The following is a 14,938-nucleotide window of genomic DNA, read 5'->3' as shown; positions in this document are numbered from 1 at the left end:
ATAGGATGGGGATTGCGAAATTGACTACCTAATCTGTTCTTCCAGGGCATATTGACGGATCAGCAACACATGATCGCACAGAAGATCAATGTCCTCCTTGTTGTGACTTGTTAGGATAATCGTTTTTCCCTTTTGTTTGAAATTTAAAAGCAACTGCCGAATAGTGTGCACGCTATCAAAATCCAGCGCATTGAACGGTTCATCAAGGACTAAAACTTCCTGGTTTTCCATAAAGGCTTGTGCCAGTGCAAGCTTTTGTTTCATGCCCAGGGAATAATTTTTTACCTTTTGCTTGGCATCAGGATTTAAGCCGACAAGTGTCATCGCTTGTCTGATCTCCTGATCAGAAATCAACTGTTGAATGTCCGCCAGCCTTTTCAAATTTTCAAATCCGGTTTTGCCAGCTATATAGCCAGGACGATCAATGATAATCCCAAAATTTTTCGGGAAATTTGTCTTCCTAGTCCGGTAGGCCGGATCAATCGTGATTTCTCCTGCATCTGGTCGCATAAATCCGCAAATCATCTTGAATAAGACGGATTTTCCGGAGCCATTTTGTCCAATAATTCCGTAGATCTTGCCTTCATCAAACTGTGCCGATGCGTTTTCAAACAAAGGGATACCTTTAAAAGATTTACTTATATTTTGAATATTAATCAGCGACATAGACGACGCTCCTTTCTTAAAGTGAAATTTTTATTTTTTTAAACAGATAGAAAAAGATGCCAGTCCTATGAGCGATAGATTGTTAAATATGCTGCCATAAGATTACCAGCAGAACGCAGCAAATGATTAGCAGAGCCGAAACCAGAAAAGCCGGCAGTGCGGAACCAAAAGAATAATACGCACAAGAAATGATTATATAATTCTCCACCTGACTCCAGATAAAATCAGGAGGGAAAATCCTAGGAAAAATCTTAAGCGAAATGATGATCCCGGCAAAAAGAAACACACTCATGGCCGCTATGGCTCTCACCTGGGGCACGATTACATACAATGCAGCCATGATAACATGCAACATGATCAAAAAAAGGCTTAATAAAGCTGTTTGCATAAAGAATATGCACCAGGGAGAAAGTCCGGTCTGTTGCAGGGGGAAAATTAGGTAATTCATAGGAGAATCAATTGAAGCAAGCGCACTCCAGCTGCTTTCATATGGTATACTGATCGTCACCAAAAAGCTGATCAAAATCCAAAGAGTTTGAAAGACCAAAAGAACTGGACTTATACTGATGATAGTGTGGAGCATCCATCCCGGAAAGCTTCTTACCCGGATGAGCAAAGTATATTCCCACTCTTTTATTATAAGATGACTTGAGAAAAACAGCCAAAAAGGCAATATTAAATAAAAAATCAATGTGAAATCGCTTAGAAATACCAATATAATATCCCATTTATTGAAAGAAACCTGATGAAGGTGGGCTTGGGCAGCAACGTCCAGACGGATACCCCCTCCGTAAGGGAATAGCAGCATTATAAAAAAAATCCATTTCCATGTTGTAAATTCATCTAAAATCTTCTTAAAATATCTCATATGACGTTATTCAACCGATCCAAATGTTTACTCGCATAAAGGCAAAGAACGGTACAAACCAAAATAATAAATAGCAAGGGTACAAAAGCCGTCCAAATCGGTTGCTGCATGTAACTGAATGGGAAAACAGCGTCGACAAACCTGAAACGAATAATACCTGCTGCACCTAGCACAAAGCTACCAAGAAGATACAGAAGAAAGGGGATAGATAAAGCCAAAAACTGACTTTCTAATATAAGCACTAAAAAGAATCCTAAGGATGCATAAACGGCAGCATTGAGACCAACCCAGCAAGAATAGAGGAAACCGTAAGTGAAAGGACCATATTCCAGTAGCTGTGAAAACGTATGTTGCCTATAAGAACCTTCTATCACCTTGGCCTCATCAAGATTATACTCTGCCAGATTATATGGGACGAGTTCCAGGGAAGGTTGGATATAAAAAGAAAAAAGAAAATAGCTGAATACGAAAATAAAAAAAACGCTGAATGTTAGCAGAAAGTTCGCAGAAAATTTGATGGCCAGCATCTTTCTCAATGGAATGCGTAAACGCGTGTATACTAAGAAACGATTTTTTATTTCCTGAGAAAATGAACCTGTGTAAACAAGCACAGCCAACGGAACAAACGCGAGGATTACAATACCCTCCATCATAAAGGTAAACACATCATAATCGCCATGAAAAATATAGTTATTTCGTTGAATCATAAAATAGATAAAGGGCCATGACATCAAAAGAAGCCATATGAAAATACGTTTTAACGAGAGAAAATTTTTTATCTCCTTTATTATCGAGTAATTCATAATGATAAGTCACCCTCTCAAAATCCCTTAAAATAACAAAATTAAAGAACAGATCGATTTCATGCTGTTCTTTAATTTTGTTTATAACACTTATATTCAGTAAATCACGGAAAATGAAAATGATTTAAACTAATTACTCCTCCAAGAATAAACAATATTAGTAGTCGGACTAAACAGATCGGAACTAAAATGCAACTGAACTTCCGACTTAACTGGCTGAGGGGCACTTATACTATAAGTATTTCCTCCTCTAACATCTCTTGTCCAACCACCATTAACAGATCCAATCGTCCTAACGTCAATATTATATCCTTCAGTAGCATGCATTTTTAAACCTGCAAGGCCAACAGCTTTTTTTCTTGAGTACTAGAGTAGGCGCTGCCATTTCTCCCAGGCAGTGTTCTTGACTCTTCTGGCGACCAATCAGAACCAGCAAAAACAACTCCTCCAGATAACAGTAATACACTTGCCAGAGTTCCTACTAATAATTTCTTCTTCAAAATAATCATTCTTACCCCTCTTTCCATGTTAATTTTTTAAAGCGGTTTTAAACAGGTTACATTATTTGCCCGGGACTTTATTTGGTTATTTAACTTAAGTTAACTGGATTATATTATTAATTTCATTATCTTTCAACAATTTGGCCTATTTAGCCACTTTTAGGGTCTATTTAGCCACAACATTATAGTTTTATCATTGTTTTAATTTTTACTGCAGAGGGGCTTGAATATAAAATCTAATAAACGATCTATGCTTTCTATCATTAGAAATCCTAACGGTGTTATAAAAAAAATTGCACCTACTAGCCCATAAGCCACCCCATTAGCAAACGTATAGAATTTAAAATATAGAAAAACAAAGATAATAACAAAGCAGGATATTAAAAATATCATGGCCTTTATTTTCTGCTTTAATCTTGATTCTCTGTCAATAATCATCTTTTTTTCTGTTCCAGCCGGTACCCATCTAATTATTGAATATATTCCACACATGAATGTAACAAAAAAAGCAGGTATGAGAAAATGAGGATCCATATTATAGGTTGCGACTTTCCCAAGGATTAATAGTATTATTAAACTTCCTGCTAAACATCGATAGTAGGTCGATAAATGTACCCCACCTCCGAAAAATCTGATACCCGCAAATGATATTGTGCCCAGCATCGTTGGATAAAGAATATTTAATAAACCTGAAATAAGCAATAACATCACTATTTTTAACAGCGAACCTAATAATAATTCTAGTGCATAGGAATATACTTCGATCTGCTCCTCATCAGCTAATTGGTGCTGTCCGATGCTCCTCGCTATTGTTAATGATATCTTTTTGACCATGTCTTATCCTCTCCTTGGGCAATGATACGATAAATACAGTTTTCTCCTCCGATAATACCTGGATCTCCCCATTATACTCATCAACCAGCTTTTTTACGATAAACAACCCATACCCTCTGCCTTCTGAGCCTTTTGTAGTATTACCGGGTTGAAAAATACTCTTTTGAATTGATTTGGGGATCTTTGGGCCATTATTTATCACGTAGATAACATAATTATTGTTTTCAAATTTAATCTCCAGCCCCACATTTCTATTGTTTTCTTTCTCTAAGACCGCTTCAAAAGCATTGTCCAGTATATTTCCGATGATACTGCACAGATCCCAGGGTGGAAGAATTATTTCATTAATATTGCATTTGATACTAAAATCAAATTTTATCTGTTTTAGTTCTGCCACTTTATATTTGCTGTTTAATAATGCTGTTAAGGCTGGATTTCCGGTAAATTTGACAACATCGGTGTACCTGTGTTTCTCCGCGATCCCGTCAATATATTCTTTGGCATTGTCTATTTCATTGAGATGTACCATTGCCTGCAAAGTTTGAATATGCTTATTATGATCATGCTGTTCTTCTTGCATCATTTTTAACATTGTTTCTATTTGTTTTAAATGCTCTTTTAACAAATTAGCTTCTAATCTTTTTTTGGAAAGTGTTTCTAGCTTCTTTATTGACTTAAATAAAAAAATGAACAAAATTATCATAAGTATATTAATAAATGGAAGTAAAGCTTTTAAAGAGATAAAATCATCCAAAATAAATATATAATGATTTACTATGACAAAAAGAATTGCTTGCAAAAATATAGTAATGATTATTGTAAGATTAACAGACAAAATATTAACATCCTTCCTATTCATCAATTTCAAAGTTGTATAATGTGTATCGATACTTTTTAATAAAAAAATCCAAGATCAACATTGCTATTAATGCAGGAATAAATAAGAAAAAGTTCAGCCATGAATCATTCGTAATATTATTAAGATCAATTTTCATGGCACTGATAACTAAGGGCAGAAGGGCGCTTTGAATGAGCCCGGTTATTAAAATACCTGCTGTAATGGAAATTAATGAGTAGATAATTTTTAATTTAAGCATTGTTCTTGATAACATGACAAGAAATAGCAATATCAGAATAGTATGTATGCCAAAAACCAATGATAGGCCCCTTAAATAATAGACAATGATACCATTCAGTATGGCGAGAGTTAATATTTTTTTATTACTTATCTTTAAGTTAAATAAGTTAAATCCAATAGAAAGATACAAAAAAGTTTCGGGAACACTTACTAATAAGACAATATACCAAGATATTGAATGAATCATGATTTATCAATCCTTTTATTTACGCATTTACAGCATACACCAGATGAAAAATAGCCTAATCCTTCCATTTATATAATAGACGATGGAAGCCATTTTTTAGTTCCCTCCGTCAAATTCTTATATAACAAACAGCCGCCTTAATTTCAGGCGGCTGTTTATTATTACCCATTCAGCTTAATGACTAGGTAATACACAATATGATTTGATTTACATGGCAAATACATGACAATAATATGGAAGAAACTAATCATTATTCATAGCGCAGCGCCTCTATGGGATCAAGCTGCGCCGCCTTATTAGCAGGGTAGTACCCAAAAAACACGCCAATCACCATGGTTATGGAAACACTTAAAAGAATAACCCCGGGAGAAGCCGCTGCAGGATATCCCAGAAGTGAGGCGCCTAATAAACCCAGGAACAGTCCCAAGATAATACCGATGATCCCCCCGATGATACAAATAATCACAGATTCTACAATAAACTGAAGCTTAATATGAGAATTTCTCGCCCCCAGAGCCTTTCTGGTGCCAATCTCCCGGGTACGCTCGGTGACTGAAACCAGCATAATATTCATGACACCAATCCCCCCCACTAAAAGGGAGATGGCGGCAATGACTGAAACGGCCAGAGAAACCGTATCCAGCATGGAGGTCATGGATGAGATGGTGCTTTCCATGTTCATGACACCGACTTCCCACTTGGTGTTGTTTTCATAGACCCGGGAAAAATAATTTTTGATATCCTCTGTAAGAAAAGCGGTATCCATACCTGTTTTTGATACGACGATAAAGGACTGATAATTCTTGATTGAAGCATCCTGCTTTGCCAAGCTGATAGGAATATAAAGGTCGGTGTTGATATCTTGTTCCGCAGAGGCAACAGGCATAAAGGCATTCGTTTCATACTTATAGACGCCAATAATGGTGTAGGTCTCGATGCTGTCAGAATATATTTTGACCTCTTGGCCTAGAGGATCCACCCCCGTCGGGAAGATGTTGCCGACTAGTTTATCAGACACCACGGCAACTTTTTTTGCTGATCTTACATCCCGCTCAGCGATAAACCGTCCTGAAAGCAGTTCAACATTATTTGCCATTCCATATCCTTCATTAACCCCCGAAACACTTACGTTAGCATACAATCGCCCCTCCTGGGCCTTGGCCGATCCCACCCCATGGGACAGGCTGATGGTTTCCACTTTGTCGCTGAATCTTTCGTTAAAACTTTCGATATCCTCCTCGGTTAAAAGATCGCTCTCTTCCGGCATTGCGGTAGCAGAGCCGGGCATACGGTTGAATTCTTCCCCGCCCCGCTCTCTGACGCTGACCATAATCGAATTGGCTCCCATCTCTTCCATGGTTGAGGTAATGGAGGAGGAAAGTGAATTACCTACGGTGACAATAGCGATCACCGATGCGATACCGATAATGATGCCCAGCATGGTCAGCATGGCCCGCATTTTATTTGCTTTCAGTGCCGCAAAAGCCAGCATAATATTTTCAGTGATATTCATTATTATTCATTCCTTCCCTTTAACCCCTTTCAACCATGGTCAGCTGTCAGCTTCCGATTGGCTTCTGCTTCTGCCTCTGCCTCTGCCTCAATAATCCTGCCGTCTTTGATCGTCACGATGCGCTGTGTCTCCATGGCCAATTCCTGGTTATGGGTGATAAGAATAATGGTGGTTCCTTTGGCCTCATGAACTTCATGAAAGAGCTCCATGACCTTTCTTCCGGTCTCAGAATCCAGCGCTCCCGTGGGTTCGTCCGCCAATAAAATGGCCGGATCATTAGCCAGAGCCCGTGATATGGCAACCCGCTGCTTTTGTCCCCCCGAAAGCTCATTAGGCAAATGATCCATGCGATCATTCATCCCCACCAGCTCCAGCAATTCTTCCGCCCGTTCCCTTCTTTCTTTTCTGCCAACTCCTGCATAAAGCATGGGTAATTCCACATTCTTTAATGCTGAATTTCTGGGTATGAGATTAAAGGTCTGAAAGACAAACCCGATCTTTTTGTTACGGATGTCGGAAAGCTCGTTATTGGACATATCCTGGATGGGGACACCATCCAAAAAATATTCTCCCGAGGTGGGACGATCCAGTGCGCCGATGATATTCATCAGTGTGCTTTTCCCGGATCCGGAAGCACCCACAATTGAGATGAATTCCCCTTTTTTGACCGTCAGGTAGATATTTTTCAAAATCAGCAGTTCGTTTGGTGTCCCAATATAAAATTTCTTGACCAGATCACGCACATCAATCATGATCTCATTTGATTCGCTTAACTCGCCCCCCATACTTATCTCCTTCCCCTTGGTGCCGACAAATCAACGATATCCCCCGGCTGCACACCGGCTGCATTATTGACCACGATCACGCCCTCTGCTAACTCGGCTCCGGATACCTCCGTGTAGAGATCTGTTTCCATCCCCGTTTTCACGACAGCTTCTTTGACAATTTGCTTGCCCTTCTCGTCGGCGACAATATAGATAATGGTTTCTCCGGCACTATTGGTGGTAACTGCATCATAAGGCACCGCGAAAACACCCTGCTTTTCTTCCAGCACAATATTCAGGCGCGTATTCATCCCAATTTTCAATTCAGGGTGATCATCCAAGATGGATACCTCTGTTTCAAATTCCACAGTACCGGAAGTATCAATATTTCCGGCGGCGTTTTTAGTTGAAGCCGGGGCGATCTTAATTACTTTACCATTAATAACCTGATCCCCGGTGGCATCTGATTTAATCCTGACCATCTGTCCCGGATGGACCTGCCCGGAGTCATATTCTTTGACGTAGGTGGTAATCATCAGATTTTTTGTATCTTCAACGACAAAAAGCAAGCCGCTGCCGGGAGAGCCTTCCACAGCATACACCCCTGTCACCGTACCATCGATGGGTGCTTTGATCTTAGCATCACTAAGATTCTTTTCTAGCTTTTGGAGGGCGATCAGCTGACTGTCATTATCCTTATTGGATTGGGCAATGCTCATGTTAGCCTCGGCGGTTTTTATCTCCTGCTCGATTTTTGTTTTTGTTGATTTTAGAGAGGCTACTGCCCGATCATAGGCAATTACGGCCGCATTATAGCTAGTTTCCGACTGATCGAATTCCTGTCTTGAAATCGTATCGCCTTCAAGTAATATTTTATTGCTTTCGTAGGTTTTTCGCTTGGACCCGAGGTCGGTCTCTGCAGTTTTGACGCTGTTCTCCCCATTAATTATCTCAGCATTTAAACCGGCTTCGTACTGGCTTTTCAGATCCTGGTAGATGCGTTTCTTGTTTTCCAGTTCAATGCCGGAGGTTTTTGAGGAATTATTTAAAGCATCGCGCTGCTGGGCAATATCCAATTCCAAGGTTGATGTATCCAGCTTGGCTAACGTATCCCCCTTCTTAACCTGATCTCCGATACTCACATTGATTTCTTCTACAAGATAATTCAAGGTAGAATAAACATGCTGCACATTTTGGCTTTCGATATTACCGGAGACACTGATACTATTGACCAACTCCCTTTTAGCAAGTACGGTATGCAGCACCTGGTCTGCCTTGCTGCCCCCTGCTGCCGAAAATGTTCTGATCCCGATGATGCTAATGCCAATGATACCAAGTATTACGACACCTATAATGATTGATTTCTTTGGGTTCTTTAATTTTTTCACCATATGTCCTCCTATTAATCTTTTAACCTTTAACCTTATTGGATGATTTTAAAGTCTATGAATCTTTGGCGCTGATTAAATAAGCATAACACCCTAATATGAACTGAATATTAACTGAACAGAAAACAGATCTCCAGGCAGTCGTGAATTTTTTTCAGAAGTTTATATTCAGTTCATATTACTGGGCTATACTGATGCCAAGCTGGTTTTCACTTACCGGCTCCTTTTCATTGCGCAAGACACGGGGAAACACTATAATTAAATCATAGTGCCAGGGGGAGGAAGAAGTAAGATATGTTTAATATACTCGTCGTTGAAGATGACAAAAAATTACGCCGGCTCCTATGTACCGTCTTAACAAAAAACGGCTACCATGCCATTGGAGCGGAAGATGGCCTGGCCGCCCTTGAAATTTTGGATCAAGAATATATCGATCTAATTATTTCGGACATTATGATGCCCAACATGGATGGCTATGAACTCACCAAGATGCTATGGGAAACAAAGCATCATTTGCCAATTTTGATGGTCACGGCCAAAGAGAGTTTTGATGATAAAGAGAGAGGTTTTTTGGTGGGCACAGATGATTATATGGTAAAACCAATTGATGTCAATGAAATGATTTTACGGGTGGGCGCATTGCTCCGCCGCGCCCGGATTGCTAATGAACGCAAGCTTACCTGCGGAAACACCATTTTGGATTATGATTCTTTGACTGTATATCAAAACGGGCAGAGTTTCATTCTTCCGCAAAAAGAATTTTATTTATTGTTCAAACTCATTTCTTATGCCAATAAGATTTTCACCAGGCAGCAGCTGATGGATGAAATTTGGGGCATGGATTCAGAAACAGATGAACGCACTGTGGATGTGCATATTAATCGCTTGCGGGAAAGATTTAAAGATTCCGGGGATTTTGAGATCGTTACCGTGCGGGGTCTGGGCTATAAAGCGGTAAGGTGCCATGATTAAAAAGAGAATTTTAAGCTTATGGGCAGCCCATGTACTATCAGTTTTTCTGATCATCCTGCTCTCCTCCCTGACCATTTTTTTGCTCGCCCTGCTGGTCGTGCACTTTGACTTGATTTCACTGAAGGACCGCCATCCAGTCATTCCAATCTTATCCTTTTTATTTACCAGCGTTGCCATCGGCACATTCATCACGGTACTGGTGAGCAGAAGAACTTTAACACCAATTACCAATCTCATCAAAGCCATAAAAGAGGTGGCCAAAGGTAATTTTAATGTCAAATTGGAAGAGGTGCACCGCATTGATGAATTAGAAGAAATGGCAAGAAATTTTAATATCATGGTACAGGAGCTGAATAGCATCGAAACCCTACGCACTGATTTTGTGGTCAACGTTTCCCATGAATTAAAAACGCCGATTGCAGCGATTGAAGGATATGCCACCCTGCTGAGAGAAACCGCCCTGACACCGGAGGAACATGAGGAATATCTGCAAATGATTATTGAAAGCGCCCGGCAGTTATCTGCCCTATCCAGCAATATCTTAAAAATCTCCAAGCTTGAAAACCAGGAGCTCTTTGCAGAAAAGGACAGCTTTCGCTTAGATGAGCAGCTGCGGCAAGCATTGTTGCTCTTGGAAGCTCAATGGAGCAAAAATGAATTAAATTTAAATATTGAGCTTGAACCCGTTGTTTTTCGCGGAAATGAAGAAATCCTGATGCAGGTATGGCTGAACCTTTTAGGTAACGCGATTAAATTCACTCCCCCCCGGGGGGAAATATCCCTGTCCTTGACGGCCTCTGAAGATAATGTTACGGTCAAGATTGGTGATACGGGCATTGGTATTTCGACAGAGGTGCAAAAACATATCTTTGAAAAATTCTATCAAGGTGATAGGTCCAGAGCCTCTGAGGGCAACGGCCTTGGATTATCCCTTGTTAAACGTATCGTTGATTTGCATGGCGGCAGTATTAAAGTTGAAAGCCAATCAGGCGTGGGTTCATTGTTTACAGTGACGCTGCCGCAATAAGCGGGACAGTTATCAGGTTAAAACCTGTTCGATCCATTTACCTACTGGAGTAAACACTTTTTCCAATACTTTTACAGGATTTAGAAAAGTAATATCCATGATCATAACAATAGCTAAGGTTGCTCCCGTCAGTAAAAGCAAGGAAAAAACCCCCAATTCCTTCCACATTTTTTCTTTTATCAAACGGGGTGCTTCCAAAGCACCGATGATAACAATTATTACAAATAAACCTGCTGTCTCCATTTATATCACCTTATTCAACCTTAATACTGTCTGTAGAAAGACCTGTGCGGCGCACATTGGCCTTCACGTCTACCTTGACCTCAACCTGGGGGAACATCGACTGCCAATTTTTCTTTAAGTTGTTTTCTTTCCAATACTTTGCTTGTTGACGATGGAGGACACTACCAAAACCAAAAATATCCGATGCGAAATCCTTTTGGCACTTACTTATGACCGGCATCACTTCTTTTCTGATAGTTTCTGCATAGCCCTGATTCACCTGTGCAATATCCTGGGATGTAATAGCGGCATAATTATCGGAAAACTCACCCAGATTTCCTTCTGCATCAATCTTTACATTAATAACCGGTTTTCCTTGAACAATTTCCGTTTCAATTTTTGACTTTGCCCGGGTCATTTCCACTGATACCTGGACAGGTTCTTTTGTTCCCGAATTTTTCACGGGAAATGTGAGGGTACCGCTTTGTGCTTCTCCTATAACCCAAAGAAAACCTTTTGTTTCCGTGTCCTCCAGCTTTCCGATCATTTTATCTCCTTTAAAAACAGCCAGCCCTTTCAAACGAACATTTTTTTTTGGCTTAGGTGCGCTGCCTTCCTGGGAAGAGGAATCATCAGCAGGCAGCGTTCTTATCTCCAGTAAAGGAAGTACAGCCTCTTTACCGGGAGTAGCCAAGTCAGTCAAAAAACCTTTTAAATCAACAGCATAGGATTTTGAAACCCGGGAGGCACTTAACGTAAGAAGATCATTTACTTCTTCCGAAAAGGTACTGGTCAATTCCGGAGAAATACTAAAAAAATCCACAGCTGTTCCACCCGATGCAACCAGAAGCCAGTTTCTCAGCCTGATTTCCTCATTTCTGAAGAGAAAGTCAATAATATCCCCTACACCATCTCTTGCTTTTTCTTCTCCCAGCACTATCATGCGGGAGTGTCCCAGAAAAAGTCTTTTCGCGGTGGTCGTAGCCAGATTTCTTTTGGCATCGTCCATACTGTTTCCTTTTGCGAAATTCATCCATCCCTCGGTTTGTCCCCCTGACGCTCCCCCGGAACCCCCGCCGGATCCACTGGAGCCTTGCCCCCCGGCATTTCTCGATTTTAGGACCCGTACAGAAAACAAGGTCTCACTTTGGTCGTTTTGGGAAACCCTGTCAATACCAATGGCCGTGGCAATGGCCAGATCTTCCACTTCAACTTTACTCCCACAGCCGACGGAGACAAAGATCAGCATTAATAAGAGCATCATTAATAATAATCTTCTCATAACTTTTTTACTCAACTTTTTTTACTCTCTTTCTTTGGGCGGTCGGGGCATCTGCCCAAAATCCTGCCGCTGTGGTTCTTTATATCCGATTAACCGGGGACGTTTTAACATTGCCCACCAAGGTGCCCTGATAGGTACATCTTTCAAATCACTCACAGTAAGAGGTGTAATGGGTGATAAATATGGCACACCGAAAGATCTTAATGAGCAAAGATGAATTAAGAGTAACAGTAAAACTGCCATCACTCCGAAAAGCCCCAGACTTGCCGCTGAAAGCATAATGGGAAAACGCAATAAACGAATGGCTTCCGTGGCATGAGCTGTTGGTAGTGAGAATGTGGCCATGGCAGTCAGTCCTACCACAATTAACATGGCCGGTGACACTAATCCGGCGGATACGGCGGCTTGACCCACCACCAAACCACCCACAATAGAAACAGCCGAGCCCATCGGTCGGGGTAAACGAATCCCGGCTTCCCGGACAATTTCAAAGGCAAATTCCATCAATAATGCTTCTACCAAGGCGGGAAAAGGTACACCTGCCCGGGCTTGGGCAATGGAAATCAGCAAAGGAGTAGGCAGCATTTCCTGATGAAATGTGGTAATAGCAATATAAAAAGAGGGAAATAACAAGGCAATATTCAAAGTAACCAGGCGCAGCAGCCTTAAAAAGGTGGCCTGATGTGGTCTCATATAATAATCTTCCGGTGTTTGAAGAAACTGCATAAATAGTACCGGAACAAGAAGGGCGAAGGGAGTATTATCTACCAGAATTGCTACCCGTCCCTCCAGCAGATTGCCGCACACCTTATCCGGTCGTTCCGTTACATCCACTTGAGGAAAAGCAGACCAAGGATCGTCTTCGATAAATTGCTCCAAGTAGCCGGATTCCAAAATGCTGTCTGTCTTGATCCGCAGAATACGGCGTTTGACTTCTTCCACGACCTTTTCATCGGCAATTCCTTCAATATAAAAAATAGCAATGCTTGTTTTGGTAAGTGCCCCCAGCTCTAGGGACTCCAGCTTTAACCGGGAACTTTTGATGCGGCGGCGCACTAATGCTGTATTGGTACGAATATTTTCCGTAAATCCGTCCCGGGGTCCCCGTACCAGAGGTTCCGCCTGAGGTTCCGAGACCGACCGGGACTGCCAGCCTCGAGAACTGATGATAAGTCCTTCGGGCTCTCCATCAATGATTAGTACTACATCACCGGAAAGCACAGAATCAACAAGCTTGATCAATTCCTTTTCCGGCTTAATTTCCGGTATAGAAATGACATGTTTCTGCACATGCTCCATGGGTGGTTCTTCCCCATCATTTTTTTCATCTAAGTATCGGGCCATTAAAGACCTGACCACTCCTTCACCTACCAAATAACTGCTCATCCCGTCCAAATAAATAATTAAGACCCGTGTGCTTTTCGGAGTAGGGATTTCGAAAGTCCTAAAGACAACATCAGAGCACTTGCTAAATATATCCCGGAAATATTTCTCGTTTTCCGCCAAGCTTTGAAGGAGAAACTTTTTTCCCTCCTCCCTCTTTGCCTCAGTCTTATCCCGGTTCAGGATTCCCTTTAGTTTTTCTTTAATCTTTTTAAGCACCATCCTGTTCTCCTCTTTTCTTCTTGTGCAGACCTCTGAGATAAATCACACCTAATAATCCAAAAGGAACTAAATATTCAAATAACAAGTCAATGGGAATCTCTACATTAGTAAACAAACTCCAAAAGTCAGCCATATTAGGAGCAATCATAATTACCATAGCCCCTATGATTAAACCAACAGGATAAACTAGACATTTATATTCCTTGATCCCAAAAAGCTCTCCTATTAAGAGACAGATCACATAATAAAACATGCTGATTTTTATAAAGGCCCCCGCGATCCATACCGCCATAAAAATTGCATCCAATCTGGTTAAAAATCCGATTTCCATATAACTTACGATAGTAAAGGTAGGAAAGTGCAAATGAGAGGTCAATGGCCCTAAGATGGCGGTGGCAACTATGGTAATAGATAGCATGATGAACAGTAATGATACAGCTGCCAGCAGCATGGATCTAAATCCTTTTTCCGGCCTGTTTAAATAAGGCCAAATAAAGAGCATTAAAACAAATTGCCCCTGCCAAATAGCAGGAAAAAGAGACCCATAGATAATAGGCTTAATGCCTCCATCAAAGACAGGCAGCAGGGTGGCAAGATCCATTTCCCCGATTAACAATACTAAAAGAACCCCAAAGGATATGAGAAATATAGGGATAATAAAGGTAGCTGTGCGCGCTAATACTTCCAGCCCTGCCCTTACTACCATGGCACTTAAGAAGAGCATAATAATAATAAATACTTCAATAGGAGTGTCCGGCATAAAACTAATTAGGAGAAACTCGCACACCGACCTGGTAATGACAGCTTCATCAAAAATCAAAAAGCTTAAATAACCTAAGACAATTAGGGTGCCCAAGTACCTTCCCGTAATATGATTAATATGACTGATCATACTTATGCTGCTTTTTTTCGGGAAAGTCTTGCATATTCGGTCTATCACCCAAATTAATAAAATGTTAAGAAAAAATCCCAGAATTATGGTCATCCAGGCGTCCATACCGGCAAACCATGAGGTAACAGCCGGCATAGTCAAATTGGCGGTACCCAAAACAGTTAATATCATTAAGAACCCAGCTTGGCTGGGTGTTATTTTTCCTGGTTCCAGCATCTCATACTCCTAGATAAAGATATTTCTATTATCTTTTCCAATTTAGGCATAATATACTTAA

At 40.8% G+C, this 14,938-nt stretch carries 17 protein-coding genes; 2 read left to right on the top strand and 15 right to left on the bottom strand.

Going from position 1 to position 14,938, the window contains the following annotated elements; genetic code table 11:
- Positions 1–24 precede the first annotated feature (24 nt).
- From CEQ75_RS10995 to CEQ75_RS10945, 11 genes are all read right to left on the bottom strand, one after another.
- Positions 25–666 (bottom strand): ATP-binding cassette domain-containing protein, encoded by a 642-nt coding sequence (locus CEQ75_RS10995; protein WP_089610615.1) that lies wholly within the window; start codon positions 664–666, stop codon positions 25–27.
- 82 nt (positions 667–748) lie between these two features.
- Positions 749–1,054 carry a hypothetical protein gene (locus CEQ75_RS18390; RefSeq protein ID WP_157677426.1) on the bottom strand — a complete coding sequence of 102 codons (306 nt, stop codon included), beginning with the start codon at positions 1,052–1,054 and terminating at the stop codon, positions 749–751.
- Between the two features lie 97 nt (positions 1,055–1,151).
- Entirely contained in the window at positions 1,152–1,394 is a 243-nt protein-coding gene (locus tag CEQ75_RS18385) for a hypothetical protein (RefSeq protein ID WP_157677425.1), read from the bottom strand.
- Between the two features lie 136 nt (positions 1,395–1,530).
- Positions 1,531–2,337, bottom strand: coding sequence for a hypothetical protein (locus CEQ75_RS10985; protein WP_089610611.1), 807 nt, complete (start codon positions 2,335–2,337; stop codon positions 1,531–1,533).
- A 329-nt stretch (positions 2,338–2,666) separates the two neighbouring features.
- Positions 2,667–2,846 carry a hypothetical protein gene (locus CEQ75_RS10975; RefSeq protein WP_089610608.1) on the bottom strand — a complete coding sequence of 60 codons (180 nt, stop codon included), beginning with the start codon at positions 2,844–2,846 and terminating at the stop codon, positions 2,667–2,669.
- 192 nt (positions 2,847–3,038) lie between these two features.
- Positions 3,039–3,671 (bottom strand): accessory gene regulator ArgB-like protein, encoded by a 633-nt coding sequence (locus tag CEQ75_RS10970; RefSeq protein ID WP_089610606.1) that lies wholly within the window; start codon positions 3,669–3,671, stop codon positions 3,039–3,041.
- The gene (locus CEQ75_RS10965) at positions 3,613–4,506 is read right to left on the bottom strand and encodes a sensor histidine kinase (RefSeq protein ID WP_157677424.1); all 894 of its coding nucleotides are present in this window, start codon (positions 4,504–4,506) and stop codon (positions 3,613–3,615) included. Before CEQ75_RS10965 ends, CEQ75_RS10970 begins: the two co-directional genes overlap by 59 nt.
- Positions 4,507–4,522: 16 nt before the next feature.
- The gene (locus CEQ75_RS10960; RefSeq protein ID WP_089610602.1) at positions 4,523–4,996 is read right to left on the bottom strand and encodes a hypothetical protein; all 474 of its coding nucleotides are present in this window, start codon (positions 4,994–4,996) and stop codon (positions 4,523–4,525) included.
- 250 nt (positions 4,997–5,246) lie between these two features.
- Entirely contained in the window at positions 5,247–6,509 is a 1,263-nt protein-coding gene (locus CEQ75_RS10955) for an ABC transporter permease (protein WP_089610600.1), read from the bottom strand.
- A 29-nt stretch (positions 6,510–6,538) separates the two neighbouring features.
- Entirely contained in the window at positions 6,539–7,294 is a 756-nt protein-coding gene (locus tag CEQ75_RS10950; RefSeq protein WP_089610598.1) for an ABC transporter ATP-binding protein, read from the bottom strand.
- Positions 7,295–7,296: 2 nt separating this feature from the next.
- Positions 7,297–8,664 carry an HlyD family secretion protein gene (locus CEQ75_RS10945; RefSeq protein ID WP_089610596.1) on the bottom strand — a complete coding sequence of 456 codons (1,368 nt, stop codon included), beginning with the start codon at positions 8,662–8,664 and terminating at the stop codon, positions 7,297–7,299.
- Positions 8,665–8,955: 291 nt separating this feature from the next.
- On the opposite strand from CEQ75_RS10945, the gene CEQ75_RS10940 reads away from it, so the two are divergent.
- Positions 8,956–9,633 carry a response regulator transcription factor gene (locus CEQ75_RS10940; RefSeq protein WP_089610594.1) on the top strand — a complete coding sequence of 226 codons (678 nt, stop codon included), beginning with the start codon at positions 8,956–8,958 and terminating at the stop codon, positions 9,631–9,633.
- A complete protein-coding gene (locus tag CEQ75_RS10935; RefSeq protein WP_089610592.1) occupies positions 9,626–10,660 on the top strand; it encodes a sensor histidine kinase in 1,035 nt (344 codons plus the stop codon). The genes CEQ75_RS10940 and CEQ75_RS10935 overlap by 8 nt, the downstream gene beginning before the upstream one ends.
- Positions 10,661–10,672: 12 nt before the next feature.
- Here CEQ75_RS10935 and CEQ75_RS10930 read toward each other — a convergent pair whose 3' ends face one another.
- From CEQ75_RS10930 to CEQ75_RS10915, 4 genes are read right to left on the bottom strand one after another with little or no spacing between them, the layout of a single operon-like run.
- Positions 10,673–10,903, bottom strand: a complete 231-nt coding sequence (locus CEQ75_RS10930) for a hypothetical protein (protein ID WP_089610590.1) — start codon at positions 10,901–10,903, stop codon at positions 10,673–10,675.
- A gap of 10 nt (positions 10,904–10,913) precedes the next feature.
- Entirely contained in the window at positions 10,914–12,179 is a 1,266-nt protein-coding gene (locus CEQ75_RS10925) for a Ger(x)C family spore germination protein (RefSeq protein ID WP_089610588.1), read from the bottom strand.
- Between the two features lie 6 nt (positions 12,180–12,185).
- Complete coding sequence (locus CEQ75_RS10920) at positions 12,186–13,769, bottom strand: spore germination protein (RefSeq protein WP_089610587.1); 1,584 nt, start codon at positions 13,767–13,769, stop codon at positions 12,186–12,188.
- Entirely contained in the window at positions 13,759–14,877 is a 1,119-nt protein-coding gene (locus CEQ75_RS10915; protein WP_089610585.1) for a GerAB/ArcD/ProY family transporter, read from the bottom strand. Before CEQ75_RS10915 ends, CEQ75_RS10920 begins: the two co-directional genes overlap by 11 nt.
- Positions 14,878–14,938: the final 61 nt, after the last annotated feature.

It is taken from the genome of Dehalobacterium formicoaceticum, from assembly GCF_002224645.1.
Lineage (GTDB): Bacteria > Bacillota > Dehalobacteriia > Dehalobacteriales > Dehalobacteriaceae > Dehalobacterium > Dehalobacterium formicoaceticum.
This window is presented reverse-complemented; position numbering and strand designations above follow the sequence as displayed.

Excerpts from the sequence above, each read along its gene's own strand:
- CEQ75_RS10985 (WP_089610611.1), bottom strand. The coding sequence starts at position 2,337 with ATGAATTACTCGATAATAAAGGAGATAAAAAATTTTCTCTCGTTAAAA.
- CEQ75_RS18390 (WP_157677426.1), bottom strand. The coding sequence starts at position 1,054 with ATGCAAACAGCTTTATTAAGCCTTTTTTTGATCATGTTGCATGTTATC.
- CEQ75_RS10995 (WP_089610615.1), bottom strand. The coding sequence starts at position 666 with ATGTCGCTGATTAATATTCAAAATATAAGTAAATCTTTTAAAGGTATC.
- CEQ75_RS10940 (WP_089610594.1), top strand. The coding sequence starts at position 8,956 with ATGTTTAATATACTCGTCGTTGAAGATGACAAAAAATTACGCCGGCTC.
- CEQ75_RS10915 (WP_089610585.1), bottom strand. The coding sequence starts at position 14,877 with ATGCTGGAACCAGGAAAAATAACACCCAGCCAAGCTGGGTTCTTAATG.
- CEQ75_RS10970 (WP_089610606.1), bottom strand. The coding sequence starts at position 3,671 with ATGGTCAAAAAGATATCATTAACAATAGCGAGGAGCATCGGACAGCAC.
- CEQ75_RS10950 (WP_089610598.1), bottom strand. The coding sequence starts at position 7,294 with ATGGGGGGCGAGTTAAGCGAATCAAATGAGATCATGATTGATGTGCGT.
- CEQ75_RS10920 (WP_089610587.1), bottom strand. The coding sequence starts at position 13,769 with ATGGTGCTTAAAAAGATTAAAGAAAAACTAAAGGGAATCCTGAACCGG.
- CEQ75_RS18385 (WP_157677425.1), bottom strand. The coding sequence starts at position 1,394 with ATGGGATATTATATTGGTATTTCTAAGCGATTTCACATTGATTTTTTA.
- CEQ75_RS10930 (WP_089610590.1), bottom strand. The coding sequence starts at position 10,903 with ATGGAGACAGCAGGTTTATTTGTAATAATTGTTATCATCGGTGCTTTG.
- CEQ75_RS10960 (WP_089610602.1), bottom strand. The coding sequence starts at position 4,996 with ATGATTCATTCAATATCTTGGTATATTGTCTTATTAGTAAGTGTTCCC.
- CEQ75_RS10935 (WP_089610592.1), top strand. The coding sequence starts at position 9,626 with ATGATTAAAAAGAGAATTTTAAGCTTATGGGCAGCCCATGTACTATCA.
- CEQ75_RS10955 (WP_089610600.1), bottom strand. The coding sequence starts at position 6,509 with ATGAATATCACTGAAAATATTATGCTGGCTTTTGCGGCACTGAAAGCA.
- CEQ75_RS10945 (WP_089610596.1), bottom strand. The coding sequence starts at position 8,664 with ATGGTGAAAAAATTAAAGAACCCAAAGAAATCAATCATTATAGGTGTC.
- CEQ75_RS10975 (WP_089610608.1), bottom strand. The coding sequence starts at position 2,846 with ATGATTATTTTGAAGAAGAAATTATTAGTAGGAACTCTGGCAAGTGTA.